The organism is Lachnoclostridium sp. An169 (assembly GCF_002160525.1).
GTDB lineage: Bacteria > Bacillota > Clostridia > Lachnospirales > Lachnospiraceae > Mediterraneibacter > Mediterraneibacter cottocaccae.
Window position 1 is genome coordinate 36824 of sequence record NZ_NFKT01000003.1, and the last position, 16476, is coordinate 53299.

The 16476-nt window shown below is 51.7% G+C and carries 18 protein-coding genes, 1 tRNA gene, 1 riboswitch and 1 other annotated feature; of the genes, 13 read left to right on the top strand and 6 right to left on the bottom strand.

Annotated features, from left to right (window positions below; genetic code table 11):
• Positions 1–89: 89 nt before the first annotated feature.
• The 5 genes from B5F07_RS03055 to B5F07_RS03075 all read right to left on the bottom strand — a co-directional run bounded on the left by B5F07_RS03055 (position 90) and on the right by B5F07_RS03075 (position 2615).
• Entirely contained in the window at positions 90–497 is a 408-nt protein-coding gene (locus tag B5F07_RS03055) for a hypothetical protein (protein WP_087159813.1), read from the bottom strand.
• Positions 498–608: 111 nt separating this feature from the next.
• Positions 609–734 carry a DUF4160 domain-containing protein gene (locus tag B5F07_RS23515; RefSeq protein WP_242972413.1) on the bottom strand — a complete coding sequence of 42 codons (126 nt, stop codon included), beginning with the start codon at positions 732–734 and terminating at the stop codon, positions 609–611.
• Complete coding sequence (locus B5F07_RS03065; protein ID WP_087159814.1) at positions 718–990, bottom strand: hypothetical protein; 273 nt, start codon at positions 988–990, stop codon at positions 718–720. The genes B5F07_RS23515 and B5F07_RS03065 overlap by 17 nt, the downstream gene beginning before the upstream one ends.
• A 31-nt stretch (positions 991–1021) precedes the next feature.
• Entirely contained in the window at positions 1022–1300 is a 279-nt protein-coding gene (locus B5F07_RS03070) for a type II toxin-antitoxin system HicB family antitoxin (protein ID WP_087159815.1), read from the bottom strand.
• Between the two features lie 97 nt (positions 1301–1397).
• Positions 1398–2615 (bottom strand): MFS transporter, encoded by a 1218-nt coding sequence (locus B5F07_RS03075; RefSeq protein WP_087159816.1) that lies wholly within the window; start codon positions 2613–2615, stop codon positions 1398–1400.
• 127 nt (positions 2616–2742) lie between these two features.
• Between B5F07_RS03075 and B5F07_RS03080 the strand changes: the two genes are divergently transcribed.
• The 13 genes from B5F07_RS03080 to B5F07_RS03140 all read left to right on the top strand — a co-directional run bounded on the left by B5F07_RS03080 (position 2743) and on the right by B5F07_RS03140 (position 14590).
• Positions 2743–3639 (top strand): helix-turn-helix transcriptional regulator, encoded by an 897-nt coding sequence (locus tag B5F07_RS03080; protein ID WP_087159817.1) that lies wholly within the window; start codon positions 2743–2745, stop codon positions 3637–3639.
• 81 nt (positions 3640–3720) lie between these two features.
• Positions 3721–3793: transfer RNA gene (locus tag B5F07_RS03085), tRNA-Gly, on the top strand.
• Positions 3794–3994: 201 nt separating this feature from the next.
• Complete coding sequence (locus tag B5F07_RS03090) at positions 3995–5281, top strand: homoserine dehydrogenase (protein ID WP_087159818.1); 1287 nt, start codon at positions 3995–3997, stop codon at positions 5279–5281.
• 34 nt (positions 5282–5315) lie between these two features.
• Entirely contained in the window at positions 5316–5750 is a 435-nt protein-coding gene (locus tag B5F07_RS03095; RefSeq protein WP_087159819.1) for a MarR family winged helix-turn-helix transcriptional regulator, read from the top strand.
• Between the two features lie 63 nt (positions 5751–5813).
• Positions 5814–6662 (top strand): thymidylate synthase, encoded by an 849-nt coding sequence (gene thyA / locus B5F07_RS03100; RefSeq protein ID WP_087159820.1) that lies wholly within the window; start codon positions 5814–5816, stop codon positions 6660–6662.
• A gap of 20 nt (positions 6663–6682) precedes the next feature.
• Positions 6683–7177, top strand: a complete 495-nt coding sequence (locus B5F07_RS03105; RefSeq protein WP_087159821.1) for a dihydrofolate reductase — start codon at positions 6683–6685, stop codon at positions 7175–7177.
• Entirely contained in the window at positions 7131–8219 is a 1089-nt protein-coding gene (locus tag B5F07_RS03110; protein ID WP_242972414.1) for a metal ABC transporter substrate-binding protein, read from the top strand. Before B5F07_RS03105 ends, B5F07_RS03110 begins: the two co-directional genes overlap by 47 nt.
• Positions 8219–8929, top strand: coding sequence for a metal ABC transporter ATP-binding protein (locus B5F07_RS03115; RefSeq protein WP_087159823.1), 711 nt, complete (start codon positions 8219–8221; stop codon positions 8927–8929). The genes B5F07_RS03110 and B5F07_RS03115 overlap by 1 nt, the downstream gene beginning before the upstream one ends.
• Complete coding sequence (locus B5F07_RS03120; protein ID WP_087159824.1) at positions 8922–9749, top strand: metal ABC transporter permease; 828 nt, start codon at positions 8922–8924, stop codon at positions 9747–9749. Before B5F07_RS03115 ends, B5F07_RS03120 begins: the two co-directional genes overlap by 8 nt.
• 16 nt (positions 9750–9765) lie before the next feature.
• A complete protein-coding gene (locus tag B5F07_RS03125) occupies positions 9766–10572 on the top strand; it encodes a lysoplasmalogenase family protein (protein WP_087159825.1) in 807 nt (268 codons plus the stop codon).
• Positions 10573–10659: 87 nt separating this feature from the next.
• Positions 10660–10923 (top strand) — a binding site (T-box leader).
• A 51-nt stretch (positions 10924–10974) separates the two neighbouring features.
• The gene (ilvB, locus tag B5F07_RS03130; RefSeq protein ID WP_087159826.1) at positions 10975–12693 is read left to right on the top strand and encodes a biosynthetic-type acetolactate synthase large subunit; all 1719 of its coding nucleotides are present in this window, start codon (positions 10975–10977) and stop codon (positions 12691–12693) included.
• Between the two features lie 33 nt (positions 12694–12726).
• Positions 12727–13236 carry an acetolactate synthase small subunit gene (gene ilvN / locus B5F07_RS03135; protein WP_087159827.1) on the top strand — a complete coding sequence of 170 codons (510 nt, stop codon included), beginning with the start codon at positions 12727–12729 and terminating at the stop codon, positions 13234–13236.
• Positions 13237–13549: 313 nt separating this feature from the next.
• Positions 13550–14590, top strand: a complete 1041-nt coding sequence (locus B5F07_RS03140; RefSeq protein ID WP_087159828.1) for a branched-chain amino acid aminotransferase — start codon at positions 13550–13552, stop codon at positions 14588–14590.
• A gap of 112 nt (positions 14591–14702) precedes the next feature.
• On the opposite strand, the gene mgtE is transcribed toward B5F07_RS03140, so the two are convergent.
• Positions 14703–16034: a magnesium transporter gene (gene mgtE / locus B5F07_RS03145; RefSeq protein WP_087159829.1), complete on the bottom strand. Its 1332-nt coding sequence runs from the start codon at positions 16032–16034 to the stop codon at positions 14703–14705.
• 159 nt (positions 16035–16193) lie between these two features.
• Positions 16194–16363: riboswitch (M-box (ykoK) riboswitch) on the bottom strand.
• Positions 16364–16476 lie beyond the last annotated feature (113 nt).

The following is a 16476-nucleotide window of genomic DNA, read 5'->3' on the forward strand; positions in this document are numbered from 1 at the left end:
AATAATGTCTAAGCAAATTTGAATATCCGGGTATAAAACAGCCGACTGATTTTTGTTTTGAATCAATCGGCTATATAAGATCCTGTTTTCTACCCTTCCACATATTTCAGATAAGGCGTGAAGTTTCCTCTTTCTTCCACGAGCAGGAGATCGGTCCGCTCCGTTCCGTCTTTGTCCTGACAGCTGTAGACGGCAGTGCCTGCTTTGAGCACGGTGGCATCCCAGTCCCTGAAGTCTTTGGTCACACCGCTTTTTTTCACTTCTCCGATCTGGCTAACCGCTTCCGGCTGAAGCTCAGTGCCCCAGTCCACATTCGAGGCGTTGACCCAGGCGGTATCCTTATATACAAACATATCGATATCTTGATTGTCTGCGTAGAGTGTTTCCGGGGTGACTTCTGTTGATGCCGAGAAAGAACTGCACCCTGTAAGAAAAAGAGAGAGCAGGTAGAACGAACAGAGTGCAGAAATGATTCTGGTTCTGACTGTACCTGTCATTCGATCACCTCCTCTCTGAAGCAAAGCTTTTTATTCATCCCATCCTTGCAGGTCTTTCTCTGGAATTTTGGAATTGTTATTGCACAGCAGAGCTTTGCCAGTACTGGTTATCTAGATTTTGGTGGTATTTGCAGAAGCTCGTCCTTCTGCGATATGCACATGTACCGGCTCGAGGGGGTCATTTTCATTTGACCAGAAATATACGATATAAGAGCCGATTCTAAAGATTTGCGGCATCAGAGAATCCTCCTTCCTGCGAAAATTCCATGATCAGGTGTGCATTATCGCGGATCAGTTTCTTGAAATAGTTCATCTCATTTTCAGAATAGCCATTAATATCAGACCACTCGTATCCGGGAAGAAAGCAGGTTGCATTGTGAAATCCGTCTTTCTCGTCCGGAGTTTCAATATACACTTTGATACGTCCATCAGGGAGCATTTCCGAGTGGGTAATCTCCGTGTCATCATTAAGAGTAAGATAAGGATACATCATAAATAAACACCATCCTTTCAAGCAAAGCTTTTTATTCATCCCATCCTTCATAGAAACGGATGTTCACGGAGATATTTCTCACAATATCTCCTTCTTCGGTCTCAATATCTTCGATATCGGACACATAGGGCAGGAAAGGATCCTCCTCCTCAAGTTCCACGGAGATCCAGTTTCTTGCCGCCTCATTGGCGTTTTCGATGGCGTCCTCCAGTGTCTCGCCGATGGCTTCGCACTGCTCCAGATCCGGAAAAAAAGCACGGTAGCCTCCCTCTTCCTGTTTCCTGAAAACTGCGGGATATATAAATTTCATAGTAGTGATTCTCCTTCTGTATTTTGTATGCTTTCAGTATAGTATAAATCCCCGTCTCTGACAACGGGGATTTTATCAGGCGCTTTTCATCCTTTTATCAAGAGTTTTTCATCTTGCGGATCAGCACGACTCCCGCCATTAAAAGCAGCGGGAAGACAAGGGCGCAGAGAATACCGGTTTTCAGGCCGCCGGATACGCTGTCCGCGATCAGCCCGACAAAGGTGGGACCGCCGGAACAGCCCAGGTCGCCTGCCAGGGCGAGGAATGCGAAGAGGGCAGTGCCTCCTCCTTTCAGAAGGGCGGCGGCGATACTGAAAGCTCCGGGCCACATGATCCCCACGGAAAAACCGCAGATGCCGCAGCCCAGGAGGCTTAAGGCAGGAAGCGGGGAAAGGGAGATCAGGCAGTAGGAGATGATACAGAGCAGTCCGCTTCCGATCATGGCGCGGCGCAGGTCAAGCATTTCTCCATACAGACCGTAGAGCAGCCGGGAAGTCCCCATACATATGGCAAAAAACATCGGTCCGGCGAGATCGCCGATGGATTTCGTTACGCCAAGTCCCTGTTCGGCAAAGGTGGACGCCCACTGGCTCACCGCCTGTTCGCTGGCGCCCGCACACATCATGATCACCATGAGAATCCAGAATGCCGGTATTTTTACCAGTCCGGTAAGGGAGATACCTTCCTCCTCGGCTTCGACCAGAGAACAGAGGGGCACACGGATAAATGCCACCAGATTGAAGGCGGGGACAAGAGCCCACAGAAGCGCCATGACTTTCCAGTTTTCTATGCCGAAAATTGCAAAGAATATAGTGGAGATCAGAACCACGGCAACATGGCCCCAGCAGTAGAAAGAGTGCAGCAGGCTCATGGTTTTCTCCTTGTTTTTTGTGGGAAGGGCTTCCACAATGGGGCTTAACAGCACTTCCAGAAGTCCTCCGCCTACCGCGTAGAGTGTGACCGCCAGAAGCAGGCCGAAGTATGGATCGGGCATGAGGTCCGGAAGAACGGTCAGGCTGGCGAGTCCCGCCGCGGCAAGTGCGTGGGCGATGATTACGGATGCCCGGTAGCCGATTCTGTCGATAAATCCTGCGGATAGGAAATCGATGGCGAGCTGAATCATAAAGTTCACGGTGATGAGCAGGGTAATTCTGCCCATGGAAATGCCGTATGTACTCTGAAACGTCAGAAACAGAAGCGGCACAAAATTGTTTACGATTGCCTGCACCACATATCCCGTGTAGCAGGCGGCTACGGTCTTTGTATAAGATTCTTTTTTGGGTAGGGATCTGTTCCCTGAACAGGATTCGTTCATAATATATTCTGCCTCCGTGATAAAGTGAAAAATAACAACTGAAACACATAATATAAAATTTTCTTTCATATTACTTGTACAATATCACTGAAAACTGGTAATATATCACTCGGGGAGGTGTGGAAGAATGCAGCTTACGGATGTAGTCACAGATGATGCGATGATGGAGAGAAACCGTCCGGGCGCGGGGAACAGCAGAATTGATTATTATTATGAAGATATCTACAAATACCGGGATCACGAAATCGGTTGGCACTGGCACCGGGAATTTGAATTTATGCTGATCGAGCGCGGAAAGGCGCAGATCCGTATCGGCGAGGAAGAATACATACTGCAGGAGGGAGAGGCTGTGTTTATCAATTCAGGCGTGATGCACAGTTTTCGGGCCTGTGCTTCCTGTATTGCACCGAATATTGTGTTTCCGGCAGAATTTATCGCTCAGGAGTCGGGCGTTGTGTATCAGAAATATGTCCTGCCGTTTCTGGAAAATCCGTACTCCTGCATGCTGATCCGCGGGGAACGGGAGTATGAGAGAGAGCTGAGTGGGCAGCTCAGGGAGATTTTCCGGATCTGCCGCGACCGGGCGGATGCCTGGGAGATTCTGGTGCAGTCCGGATTGTGCCGGCTGTGGGGCATCCTTTTCCTCAACCGGGGAGATATGGTCTGTACAGCACGGGGGACAGCGAATATGCTCACAGAGACAAGGCTGAAGAAAATGACGGTATTCATCCGGGAACATTTTATGGACCGGATCAGTCTGGGGGATATTGCGGAAGCGGGAAATATCGGGAAGAACGAGGCGATCCGCTGCTTCCGGGCAGGCAGGGGGATGACGCCCATAGAATATCTGAGAAAATACCGGCTGTCGCAGGCGGAGAAGCTTCTCCTTGAGACAGACAGTTCATTTACCGAGATAGCCTCTCTGACGGGATTTGACGATCCGGGATATTTCAGCAGACTGTTTAAAAAGGAGTTCGGAGAGTCCCCGCGGGCCATGAAAAAACGGGTGAAAAATTTTAAATAAAAAAATTTGAAAAAAGTGTTGACATTTATTTGATGGTATAGTATAGTATCTATTGTTCCGGTCAGCGGAACACAGAAAAATGCGACAGTGGCTCAGCTGGTAGAGTACGACCTTGCCAAGGTCGGGGTCGCGGGTTCGAACCCCGTCTGTCGCTTTTTTTATTGCAGCGGAGTAGCTGTTGGGATAGTTGCCTGATAGGTATGGGAATTATCTCAACGGCTATTTTTTTTCGACAGGTATTTTTCCCGGCAGGTCTTTCGCCGGTCTGGAAATCATGGTATACTCTAATGTAATGCAAAGAGGGGGATAAAAAAGATATCTGTATGGTGTCAAGGTACGTAGAAGGAGGAAATACATGAAGACGGTAAAAGTTGGTCTCTTAGGTCTTGGAACAGTGGGAACGGGAGTATGGAAGCTCCTGAAAATGCGCGCGGATGTGATGGAACAGACGGCAGGGGCGCAGATTGAGGTCAGCAGAATCCTTGTTCACAATATGGCAAAGAAACGGGAGGGGATTGATCCTGCCCTTCTGACAGATGACTGGCATGAGATCGTTGACGACGATGAGATTCAGATTGTTATAGAGGTGATGGGCGGCATCGAGCCTGCGCGCACGATTATCCGGGAGGCTCTCAAAGCGGGGAAGAATGTAGTCTCTGCAAATAAGGATCTGATTGCAGAAGATGGCGGCATTCTTCTGGACGATGCCCGGAAGTACGGCAGAGATTTCCTTTTCGAGGCTGCAGTGGCAGGCGGCATACCGATCATACGTCCCCTGAAGCAGTGCCTTGCGGCAAATGACATCACAGCGGTTCTGGGAATTGTGAACGGGACGACCAACTATATTCTGACAAAGATGACAGAGGACGGTATGGAGTTTAAGGACGCCCTGAAAAAGGCTCAGGAACTGGGATATGCGGAGGCTGATCCCACGGCGGACATCGAAGGGCTGGATGCAGGGCGCAAGGTGGCGATCATGGCTTCTCTGGCATTTCACTCGAGAGTGGTGTTTTCCGATGTGCATATCGAGGGGATTACGCAGATTACGTCCCGGGACATCGCCTATGCGGAGGAGTTTGACAGTGTAATCAAGCTGCTCGGCGTGGCAAGGCATACGAAGGAGGGCATTATGGCGGGAGTCTATCCGATGATGATCGCGAAGGATCATCCCCTTGCGCCGGTGCGGGATTCATTCAACGCGGTGTTCCTTCACGGAGACGCGGTAGACGATGCCATGTTCTACGGAAGAGGCGCCGGAGAGATGCCCACAGCCAGCGCGGTGGTCGGCGATGTGATCGATGTGGTGAGAAATCTGCAGTACGGCTGTACGGGAAGAATCAGCTGTACCTGCTACAAAGAGATCCCGATTCGGAATTTCGGGGATGTGCGCAACAAGTTTTTCATCCGCATGCAGGTGGCGAACCAGTCCGGCGTCCTGGCGGCGATCGCCCGGGTGTTCGGAGAGCACAAGGTGAGCATCGAGCGGGTTGTGCAGCAGCACGCTGTACCGGAGCGCGCGGAACTTGTCATAGTGACGGAGAAAGTGAAAGAGTACCATATGCAGGATGCCCTGGACGAGCTGCGGGCGATGGAATGTGTCCATGAGATCAGCAGCGTGATCCGGGTATATATGAAAGACTGATGAAGAAGACAGCAGGAGGAACAGGAGGAAACGGATGGAGAGAAGGAGCCGCCCGCTTGGGTTTCTGATCAAACAGATCAACAATGTATACGAGAAAGATTTGAATGAGAAGCTGAAAAGAATCGGGATTACTTCATCCCAGTGTGCGGTGCTGGACTATCTTTTCCACACAAGCAAGGAAGAGGTGAGCCAGAGAGATGTGGAGCGCCATCTGAATCTGAAGAATCCGACTGTCACCGGGATACTCAAACGGCTGGATGAGAAGGGCTATGTGCTGTGCGTCCCGAACGCGGAGGACCGGAGAAAGAAAAATATTTACCTCACGGAAAAAGCATACGATATCCAGAAACGCATGGAGACGGACCGCAGAAAGATGGACCGGGAGCTGACCCGGGGCATGACGAAGCGGGAGACGGAGGCGCTGCGGAAGAATCTGGAGAAACTGCTCTACAATATTGCAGATCCGTGACTGTGATCCGGTGATGGTGAAAATATGTGAAACAGGAAGTATGAGACAGGAAGGAAGAGAAAAATGAGTTACGCTGACAGAGTGTTTATCGATATGTGCCGGGATATTCTTGACAACGGCACCAGTACAGAGGGAGAGAAGGTCCGTCCGGTGTGGGAGGACGGCACTTCTGCCTACACGATTAAGAAATTCGGGGTTGTGAACCGGTATGACCTTTCAAAAGAGTTCCCTGCCCTGACACTGCGCAGGACGGCGATCAAGAGCTGTGTGGACGAGATGCTGTGGATCTGGCAGAAGAAGTCCAACAACGTCCATGAGCTTAAAAGCCATATCTGGGACAGTTGGGCGGATGAGAACGGCTCCATCGGCAAGGCATACGGCTATCAGATGGGAGTGAAGCATCAGTATAAAGAGGGCATGATGGATCAGGTGGACCGGGTGATCTATGACCTGAAGAATAATCCGTACAGCCGGCGGATTCTGACGAACATCTATGTGCATCAGGATCTCCATGAGATGAATCTCTATCCCTGCGCCTACAGTATGACATTTAATGTGACCAAAGAAAAAGACAGCGACGTCCTGACGCTTAACGGGATCCTGAACCAGCGTTCCCAGGACGTGCTCACGGCGAACAACTGGAATGTGTGCCAGTATGCGGTGCTGATTCATATGCTGGCACAGGTGTGCGGCATGAAGGCGGGAGAGTTTGTGCATGTGATTGCGGACGCCCATATTTACGACCGCCATGTGCCGATGGTGGAGGAACTGATTTCCCGCGAGCCGCTTCCGGCGCCGGTATTTCACCTGAATCCGGATGTGAAGGATTTCTACGACTTCACACCGGACGATGTGACACTGGAAAATTATGAGACACATCCGCAGATTAAAAATATTCCTGTGGCTGTATAAAAACTGGGAGGAGAAACATTATGAAGGCAATACTGTCCGCAGACAGAAACTGGGGTATCGGATTAAACAACAGGCTGCTTGTGAGCATCCCGTCTGACATGAAGTTTTTCAGACAGACAACTACCGGAAAAGTTGTAGTTATGGGACGAAAGACACTGGAAAGTTTCCCGAATGGGCTTCCTCTTAAAAACCGCACGAATATTGTGCTCACCGGGAACCCAAACTACAGTGTGAAGGACGCTGTGATTGTCCACACGGAGGATGAACTGCTCAGGGAACTGGAGAAATATAATTCCGACGATATTTACGTTATCGGAGGAGAAAGTGTATACCGCATGATGCTTCCGTACTGTGACACGGTTCTGGTGACAAAGATCGACCGGGCTTTTCAGGCGGATACCTTCTTCCCGAATCTCGATGAGATGGATGAGTGGGAGATGACAGAGGAAAGCGAGGAGCAGACCTGTTTTGATTTGGAATTTACTTTTACGAAATATGAGAGAAGAAAGGCGTAAGAGGCGTAACGGCTGCCGGGAGGCTTCTGCAGGCGCGAAGATCCTGGTTATGGCGCTTCTGGCGGCTGTTGTGACAGCGGGCTGTCAGCCGGCAGCAGACAGCGGGAAGGATACAGCCTCTTCCGGAGACGGCGCGGAGGACGGGAAGATCCGTGTGGTGACGACAATTTTCCCCCAGTATGATTTTGTGCGGGAGATTGCCGGGGATGAGGTGGATCTTCAGATGCTTCTCAAACCCGGTGAGGAATCCCATTCCTACGAACCCACTCCCCGGGATATCATCGCCATACAGAACTGTGATATCTTTATCTATGTAGGCGGAGAAAATGACGTCTGGGTGGAAGATATCCTGGAGTCCATGCCCGCAAGCGATATGCGCACGCTCCGCCTTATTGACTGTGTGGACACGGTGGAGGAGGAGCATGTGGAGGGCATGAAAGAGTCTGTGGGCGGGCACTCCCATGACGGGGAAGAAGAGGACGGGGAAGAAGAGGAAGATGTCCACTCGGTCCATGAGATCGACGAACATGTCTGGACATCTCCGGTCAATGCCGCGGCGATTGTGGATGAGATTGCGGGGCTTCTCGAAGAAGCTGATCCCAGACACTCAGACATTTATGAAGAGAACGCGGCGGAATATACGGAGAAGCTGATGGATCTGGACGGGGAGTTCCGGGACGTGGTGGAACATGCAGAGCGCAGTCTCCTGATTTTCGGGGATCGTTTCCCGTTCCGGTATTTTGCGGATGAGTACGGACTGGACTACTATGCGGCATTCCCGGGGTGCGCCTCCGACACGGAGCCCAGCGCCGCGACCATGGTGTTTCTCATTGACAAAGTAAAAGAGGAGAACGTCCCTGCCGTGCTGAAGATGGAGCTGAGCAATGCGGATATAGCCAACGCGGTTGCAGAGACGACAGGAACGGAAGTCAGAGTATTTTACAGCTGTCACAATCTCTCGGCAGAGCAGTTTGAGAACGGTGAGAGCTACCTGACGATGATGGAACAGAATGTAGAGACGCTGAAGGAGGTTCTGAACTGATGGCTCTGATCAAATGTGAAAATGTATCCATCGGGTATGAAGGCCAGACTGTGGTCAGAAACCTGAATTTTGAGATACATTCGGGGGATTATCTGTGTATTGTGGGGGAAAATGGCTCTGGAAAGAGCACTCTTGTGAAAAGTCTCCTTGGACTGAAATCTGTGGAGAAGGGCAGAATCCTCTACGGGGACGGTCTGCGGCAGAACGAGATCGGCTACCTTCCCCAGCAGACGGATTCCCAGAAGGATTTTCCTGCCAGCGTGTATGAGGTGGTGCTCTCCGGTCGTCTGAACAGCCGGGGAATCCGCCCGTTCTATACCCAGGCAGACAAAAAGCAGGCGTGGGAGAAGATGGATATGCTTGGTATCCGGGATCTGGCGCGCCAGTGTTTCCGGGATCTCTCGGGCGGTCAGAAGCAGAGAGTCCTGCTGGCGCGGGCACTGTGCGCTACGAAGACACTGCTTCTGCTGGATGAGCCGGTGACCGGACTGGATCCCATTGTCACGGCGGAGTTCTACCAGCTGATCCGGAAGATCAACCGGGAATCCGGTATCGCAGTGGTGATGGTTTCCCACGATATTGAGAGCGCGGTTCAGTATGCCAGCCACATCCTGCATCTGCAGGAGACGGCGCTGTTCTTCGGGACGGCAAAGGAGTATGAGCACAGCCGCGTGGGACGGACGTTTCTGGGAGGTGAGCAGCATGTTTGAGTCGGTGATTGAGATGTTTTCCTATCCCTTTATGGTGCGGGCATTCATTGTCGGGGCGCTTGTGGCGCTGTGTTCGGCGCTTCTGGGGGTCAGCCTTGTGCTGAAGCGGTACTCCATGATCGGGGACGGCCTCTCCCATGTGGGATTCGGCGCGCTGGCGGTGGCGGCGGCGCTCAATGCGGCACCCCTGACGGTTGCCATTCCGGTGGTGATTGTGGCTGCCATCCTTCTTCTGCGTATCCGGGGAAACAGCAGGATCAAGGGGGATGCGGCCATCGCCCTGATCTCCACGTCCTCTCTTGCCGTGGGCGTGATGGTGATCTCGCTCACCACAGGGATGAACACGGATGTGTACAATTACATGTTCGGCAGTATCCTGGCGATGAGCGCGGAGGATGTCCGCCTGAGCGTTGCTCTGGCGGCGGTTGTCCTGATCCTTTATATTTTCTTTTACAACAAAATATTTGCCATTACCTTTGACGAGACCTTTGCTCAGGCCACAGGGGTGAAGGCGGATCTGTACAACACACTGATTGCCGTGCTGACGGCGGTGACGATTGTTCTGGGAATGCGGATGATGGGGACGCTGCTGATCTCCAGCCTGATTATCTTCCCGGCGCTTACATCCATGCGTGTGTGTACCACCTTCCGCAGTGTGGTGATCCATTCGGCGGTGATCTCGGTGGTGTGTCTGGCGGCGGGGATTGCCCTGTCGTATTACTGCGCGACTCCGGCGGGGGCCAGCGTGGTGATGGCGAATATTGCAGCATTGATTCTCTATTCTCTGGCAGGTGTGATCAGGAGGAAAACATGGCGGTAGAAGTCGGGAGGAGATTATGGCGATAGCGGTCATTCCGTTCATGGCAGTATTTGGAACATTTTATTTTCTGAGAAAGAAAAAGAACAGGAGAGCGGCGCTGTTCTGCAAGGCAGCAGCCACGTTTATGCCCGTGCTTCTGCTTGTCTGCAGCTTTTCTAAGCTGTTCCCGGGAACGGGAATCGTCGTCGGAAACATGGGAACAGCTGCAGCTGACGGAAATACCGGAGAAATGCTGTATGCTTATATCTGTACCCTTGCCGCTCTGGTCTTTTACATGGCGGCGGATGTGCTCCTGGAATGTAAGTTTGTCTGGGGCGCGGTCTGCTTCAGCGCCGGACATATCTGTATGACCGCGGGATTTGTTCTGGGCGGAGAGGTTTCTGCTGCGGGAAAATATGCGGAAAAATATGCAGAGGAATATGCAGGGAAAACTGCGGGCATATATTCCTACGGGGCAGAAATTCCCACGCAGACGGAGATTTCCCTGCTTCTGGGGGTATGCTTTCTACTGTCCGTTTTCCTTGCAGCTTTCTTCCTGCGTAAATACATTCCCCATCTGAAGAAGCTGCTTGTGCCTGCGGTCCTGTATATCCTTATCCTCAGCGTCATGTGTTCCGCTGCCGTCGTTTCCGGCACCGTGCGCATCCTGGAGACAGGAAATGCAGCAGGACTGATCCCGATAGCAGGAGGCGTGTTCTTCCTCGTCTCAGACATTCTCCTCGGAATCAACCGCCTCGGAAGAAAGAGAAGTAAAGTGCGGGGAGCCGCCGTGCTGATTCTCTATTATCTCTCTGTCTACCTGCTGGCTCTGCGTCTTGCTTAAAAAAGATCAAGAAAACAGGATTGACAAAGATAAAAATACACACTATAATGAATTTAAATTTTTTACCCATAATATTTACAGGATATCAGAAATGCAGTGACAGGGAGGAGTACATGGCCTGCCAAAGCCCAGAGAGAAGATGGATGGTGGAAATCTTCGTGAGGGGGTCATGGAAGTAGCCTTCGAGCAGTGGACCCAAACGGCGCCGCCGGCGCATTAGTAGGGCTCAACGTTTTTCCCGCGTTACAGGGAAGCGGTATCGGACAGCAGACCAGAGTCCCGTACCGGCAGAGCGCAGAGAGGATTTCTCTGAATTTAGGTGGTAACACGGATGACAGATTCGCCCTAAGCATTTGCAGAAGATGCTTGGGGCTTTTCTTTTCTAAAAAAGGAGGTAGCAAAGTGAGACAGATTACAGGAAACAAATTGCTGGTAAGAGCATTGAAAGAGGAAGGAGTGGATACTATTTTCGGATATCCGGGAGCCTGTACCATTGATATCAGCGACGAGCTGTACAAACAGAACGATATCCGGGTCATTCTTCCCAGACATGAGCAGGCGCTTGTCCATGAGGCGGACGCCTATGCACGGACAACGGGAAAGGTGGGCGTCTGCCTGGTGACAAGCGGTCCGGGAGCGACGAACCTTGTCACCGGACTGGCGACGGCGAACTATGACAGTGTTCCCCTTGTCTGCTTTACCGGGCAGGTGGCAAGGCACCTGATCGGAAACGATGCCTTCCAGGAAGTCGATATCGTGGGCATCACAAGGAGCATCACAAAATACGGAGTGACGGTACGCGACCGCAAGGATCTGGGAAGGATCATCAAGGAAGCCTTCTACATCGCCAGAACCGGCAGACCGGGACCGGTGCTTATCGATCTTCCAAAAGACGTGATGGGAGAGCTGGGAAGCGCAGAATATCCGGATTCGGTAAATATCCGCGGTTACAAGCCCAATACCAGCGTACATATGGGACAGTTGAAGCGTGCCCTGAAAATGCTGAAAAAGGCGAAAAGACCGCTGTTCCTTGCAGGTGGAGGCGTGAATATCGCCCGGGCGAACGCCGTGTTTACGGAAGTGGTGGAAAAGACGAACGTGCCGGTTGTCACCACGATCATGGGACGCGGGGCGGTGCCGACGAACCATCCGCTGTTTATAGGAAATCTCGGAATGCACGGCCAGTACGCGGCTAACATGGCGGTGAGCGAGTGCGATCTGCTCTTCTCCATCGGAACGAGATTCAATGACCGGATCACCGGAAAGCTCCATGCATTTGCCCCGAAGGCGGAGATCGTTCACATCGATATCGATACCGCTTCCATTTCCAGAAATATCCATGTGGATGTGCCGATTGTGGCGGATGCCCTTGAGGCGGTGACGAAGATGAACGAGTATGTGGAGCCCTGTGAGACGGAGGAATGGCTTGCGCAGATCCGGGCGTGGAAGGAAGAACATCCGCTTACCATGCGCAGCCGGGGAAATATGAGCCCCATGGACATTATCGAGGAGATGAACCGCCAGTTCGACGACGCGATTATCACTACGGACGTGGGACAGCACCAGATGTTTGTCACCCAGTATGCGGAGATCACCCCGAAGAAGCAGCTGGTGACCTCCGGCGGCCTTGGAACCATGGGATACGGGTTCCCGGCAGCGATCGGCGCGAAACTCGGGAATCCGGATAAAACCGTGATCGCCATCTCAGGAGACGGCGGCATGCAGATGAATATTCAGGAATTTGCCACTGCTGTGCTGGAGGAGCTGCCTCTGATCCTCTGCGTGTTCAACAATGAGTATCTTGGAATGGTGCGCCAGTGGCAGAAGCTCTTCTACGGAAAACGCTACGGCATGACGAATATGCGCGCAGGAGCGCTTTACCGCAGGACCAATGGGGAGGAGATGCCTGAGTATACACCGGATTTTGTAAAACTGGCGGAGAGTTACGGGGCAAAGGGAATCCGCGTGACGAAGAAGGAAGAGATCGCAGCTGCATTTGAAGAGGCGAAGAAAAATACAAAGGTGCCGACGCTGATCGAGTTCATCATCGATCCGGAAGAGATGGTCTACCCGATGATCAAGCCCGGCGGAACTCTGGAAGAGATGATTATGGACTGCTAGTCCGGGACAACGTGATTGGAGGTAACAGAGAATATGGATAATAATATGAAAAAAAGATGGATCTCACTGTATGTTGAAAATCAGGTTGGTGTTCTCTCCAAGATTTCCGGCCTCTTTTCCGCAAAATCTTATAATCTGGACAGCCTGACGGTGGGGACAACCGAGGATCCCACCGTCTCCAGGATGACGATTGCCACAGTCAGCGATGACGAGACCTTTGAGCAGATCAAGAAACAGCTCAACCGCATGATCGAGGTCATCAAGGTCATCGACTTCACCGATATTTTTGTGAGGATGAAGGAAATTCTCTACATCAAGGTGTTCAACTGCAGCGCTGCAGACAAGGTGGAAGTGTTCCAGATCGCCGAGACTTTCAAGGCAAAGGTGATCGACTACGGCAGGGACAGCGTCCTGGTGGAGTTCGTGCAGACGGCCACGAAGAATGACGCGGTGGTGAAACTGATGAAAGAAGAGTTCAGGACCATAGAGGTGGTCCGGGGCGGAAGCGTGGGAATCGAGTCCATAAGTATGATGGAGAGATAGCCCGGCGCCTTACTTTTCACACATCTGCCAACCGTCCGTCTGTACTGTTCCATATTGTCCCGGCGGCCACGCTTTCGCTCGGGAGTGGAACGCAGCGGCACTAAGGCTGCAAAAGACGCAGCCCAAGGGCCGGCGTTCCACTACGGGCCTTCGTGACAACATGAAACAGTACAGCCTGAAATCAGGTATGGGGAAAAATAAGCACCCGGGATATCATCCCCCGTAAAAAACCGAGCGCACTCTTGATTTTTCTTAATGATCGTATTATAATGTCTCCGTAATGATTTTGACGAACTGTGTGAAGCAGCGGGGAATGGAGGAATTTACAATGGAGAAGAAGAACATTGACTGGGCGAACCTGGGGTTTGGCTATGTGCAGACCGATAAAAGGTACGTCTCTAATTACAAGGACGGGAAATGGGATGACGGCGCGCTGATCGATGACCCGAATATCGTGATGAACGAGTGCGCGGGAGTTCTTCAGTATGCCCAGACTGTATTTGAGGGCATGAAGGCATATACGACGGAAGACGGACACATTGTAACTTTCCGTCCGGACCTGAATGCAGCCCGTATGGTAGATTCGGCGAAACGCCTGGAGATGCCGGTATTTCCGGAGGACCGCTTTGTAGATGCGGTTGTCCAGACCGTAAAGGCAAACGCGGCTTACGTACCGCCGTACGGCTCAGGAGCGACACTTTATATCAGACCGTACATGTTCGGCATCAACCCGGTAATCGGTGTGAAGCCGGCTGACGAGTATCAGTTCCGTGTATTTACCACACCGGTGGGACCGTACTTCAAGGGCGGCGTAAAGCCGATTACAATCTGTGTTTCGGACTTTGACCGTGCGGCGCCGCACGGAACAGGACACATCAAGGCTGGTTTGAACTATGCCATGAGCCTGCATGCAATTGTGACAGCACATAAGAACGGATTCGATGAGAATATGTATCTTGATTCTGCGACCAGAACCAAGGTTGAGGAGACAGGCGGAGCCAACTTCCTCTTTGTGACAAAGGACAACAAGATCGTCACACCAAAATCAAAGACGATCCTTCCGTCTATCACAAGAAGATCTCTGATGTATGTGGCGGAGCATTATCTCGGACTCGAGGTTGAGGAGAGAGAAGTATACTTCGATGAAGTGAAAGACTTCGCAGAGTGCGGACTGTGCGGAACAGCGGCAGTGATCTCTCCGGTTGGAAAAGTCGTAAACCACGGCGAGGAGATCTGCTTCCCGAGCGGAATGGAGAAGATGGGACCGACGATCCAGAAGCTGTACGATACTCTGACCGGTATCCAGATGGGACACATCGAGGCGCCGGAAGGCTGGATCAAGGTAATCGAATAAGAAATAGAATGTATCAAAAAAGAACCAGCCTGGGCGGGTTCTTTTTTGTTATCCGGCCGCACGGAGCTGTCCGTATATCGGAAGCCGGGACAGCACATACGGCCGGTGTATTTCAAAGATGGAACAGCACGGTCGCCACGTTGAAATAGATCAGGATCGAGCAGATATCGACCAGCGTTGTGATCAGGGGCGAAGCCATGATAGCCGGGTCCAGTCCCGCGCGTTTTGCGAGCAGGGGCAGGATACAGCCGATCATCTTTGAGATGATGACAGTAAAGATCAGGGAGAGCATGATGACCAGTGCCAGTTCGGCATTCCGGTACTGGATCAGGATGCGGACCCCGTTGGCAGCCGAGAGGACCAGTCCGACGATCAGGGAAATGCGGAATTCCTTGAAAATAACGCGGAAAATATCCCGGAACCGGATCTCGCCCAGTGCGATCCCCCGGATGATCAGCGTGGAACTCTGGGAGCCGCAGTTTCCTCCGGTGTCCATCAGCATGGGGATGAACGCCACAAGAAGGGGAATGGCTGCAAATGCATTCTCATATTTGGTTATAATATTTCCGGTAATGATGGATGTAAACATCAGGATCAGAAGCCAGGGAATCCGGTTTTTCGCGTGAGCGAACACGGAGGTGGCAAAATAGGGCTTCTCGCTGGGGTTGATGGCAGCCATCTTTGTGATGTCCTCCGTCGCCTCCTCGACCATGACATCCATGGCGTCGTCGAAGGTGACGATTCCCACCAGCAGATCGTCCTCGTCGAGAACCGGGATGGCGATCAGGTCATATTTGCGGAAGAGCTGTGCCACGTCTTCCTTATCCGTGTGGGTGCGCACGGAGATGATCTTCGTCTCCATGAGATCCCGGATCAGCATATCATCGTCCTCGGTCATCAGTTCCTTGGCGGAGACGGTTCCGATCAGTTTCCTGCGCTCTGTGACATAGCAGGTGTAGATGGTCTCCTTATGGATGCCGGTTTTCTTAATGTGCGCCATGGACTGGGCAACTGTCATAGTCTGGCGCAGATCCACATACTCCGTGGTCATGATGCTTCCGGCGCTGTCGTCCGGATAGTTGAGAAGCTCGTTGATCTTGACTCTCGCATCCGGGGATACGGCGTCCAGGATACGGCTGACCAGATTGGCAGGCAGTTCCTCGAGGATATCCACGGTGTCATCCATGTACAGGTCATCGAGCAGCTCTTTCAGCTCTTTTTCCGTGAAGATCTCCACCAGACTGCTCTGCATGGAAGAATCCATATTGGCGAACACTTCTGCAGCCTTGTCCTTGGGGATCAGACGGAAGGCAAGGGCAAGCTCCTTGTCTTCAAGTTCCGAGAGAAGTGAGGCTATGTCCACTTCGTTCATTACATCCAGAATGCTCCTGACAGCTTTGAACTGACGCTGCTGCAGGAGTTTTACAAAAATATCTCTGTTCATGATAAATACCTCTCTTTATGCAATTTTCTTTCTTTAAGCCGCACAAGTGACAACTGGCGCCAGAGTCCATAACCTCACCTCCTTTTTTATAAACAAAAACTCCGTCAATGCCTGAACAATGACGGAGCCGCACTCTGTTTCATAATATTTCCCGAAAACGGTTCTGTACAAATCGTCCAAGCTTTAGCATCACAGGGCATATCAATTGCATTAGGTTGCGCCTTCTCGACGCAGCCTGCTGACCAGCTCTTTGTGTCTCCACAATCTCGCGGCAGCAATCTTCGGGATAAACCCAATCCCTGTGGTAACCTCACCTACCGAAATGACGGATATTCAATTCTTCTGCACCGAATATTCTAGTCTATATGGGAGGATGTGTCAAGAAAAACATGGAGTTTTTTTCGGGAAAAGAAGAAAGATTAGCCGGAACAGGTGTCAGAAG

What these genes read in the sequence shown, in the direction of transcription:
- ilvN (WP_087159827.1), top strand. Translation starts at nt 12,727, where the DNA reads ATGGATAATAATATGAAAAAAAGATGGATCTCACTGTATGTTGAAAAT.
- mgtE (WP_087159829.1), bottom strand. Translation starts at nt 16,034, where the DNA reads ATGAACAGAGATATTTTTGTAAAACTCCTGCAGCAGCGTCAGTTCAAA.
- thyA (WP_087159820.1), top strand. Translation starts at nt 5,814, where the DNA reads ATGAGTTACGCTGACAGAGTGTTTATCGATATGTGCCGGGATATTCTT.
- B5F07_RS03075 (WP_087159816.1), bottom strand. Translation starts at nt 2,615, where the DNA reads ATGAACGAATCCTGTTCAGGGAACAGATCCCTACCCAAAAAAGAATCT.
- B5F07_RS03070 (WP_087159815.1), bottom strand. Translation starts at nt 1,300, where the DNA reads ATGAAATTTATATATCCCGCAGTTTTCAGGAAACAGGAAGAGGGAGGC.
- B5F07_RS03080 (WP_087159817.1), top strand. Translation starts at nt 2,743, where the DNA reads ATGCAGCTTACGGATGTAGTCACAGATGATGCGATGATGGAGAGAAAC.
- B5F07_RS03065 (WP_087159814.1), bottom strand. Translation starts at nt 990, where the DNA reads ATGATGTATCCTTATCTTACTCTTAATGATGACACGGAGATTACCCAC.
- B5F07_RS23515 (WP_242972413.1), bottom strand. Translation starts at nt 734, where the DNA reads ATGCCGCAAATCTTTAGAATCGGCTCTTATATCGTATATTTCTGGTCA.
- B5F07_RS03140 (WP_087159828.1), top strand. Translation starts at nt 13,550, where the DNA reads ATGGAGGAATTTACAATGGAGAAGAAGAACATTGACTGGGCGAACCTG.
- B5F07_RS03095 (WP_087159819.1), top strand. Translation starts at nt 5,316, where the DNA reads ATGGAGAGAAGGAGCCGCCCGCTTGGGTTTCTGATCAAACAGATCAAC.
- B5F07_RS03125 (WP_087159825.1), top strand. Translation starts at nt 9,766, where the DNA reads ATGGCGATAGCGGTCATTCCGTTCATGGCAGTATTTGGAACATTTTAT.
- B5F07_RS03120 (WP_087159824.1), top strand. Translation starts at nt 8,922, where the DNA reads ATGTTTGAGTCGGTGATTGAGATGTTTTCCTATCCCTTTATGGTGCGG.
- B5F07_RS03055 (WP_087159813.1), bottom strand. Translation starts at nt 497, where the DNA reads ATGACAGGTACAGTCAGAACCAGAATCATTTCTGCACTCTGTTCGTTC.
- B5F07_RS03115 (WP_087159823.1), top strand. Translation starts at nt 8,219, where the DNA reads ATGGCTCTGATCAAATGTGAAAATGTATCCATCGGGTATGAAGGCCAG.
- B5F07_RS03105 (WP_087159821.1), top strand. Translation starts at nt 6,683, where the DNA reads ATGAAGGCAATACTGTCCGCAGACAGAAACTGGGGTATCGGATTAAAC.
- B5F07_RS03090 (WP_087159818.1), top strand. Translation starts at nt 3,995, where the DNA reads ATGAAGACGGTAAAAGTTGGTCTCTTAGGTCTTGGAACAGTGGGAACG.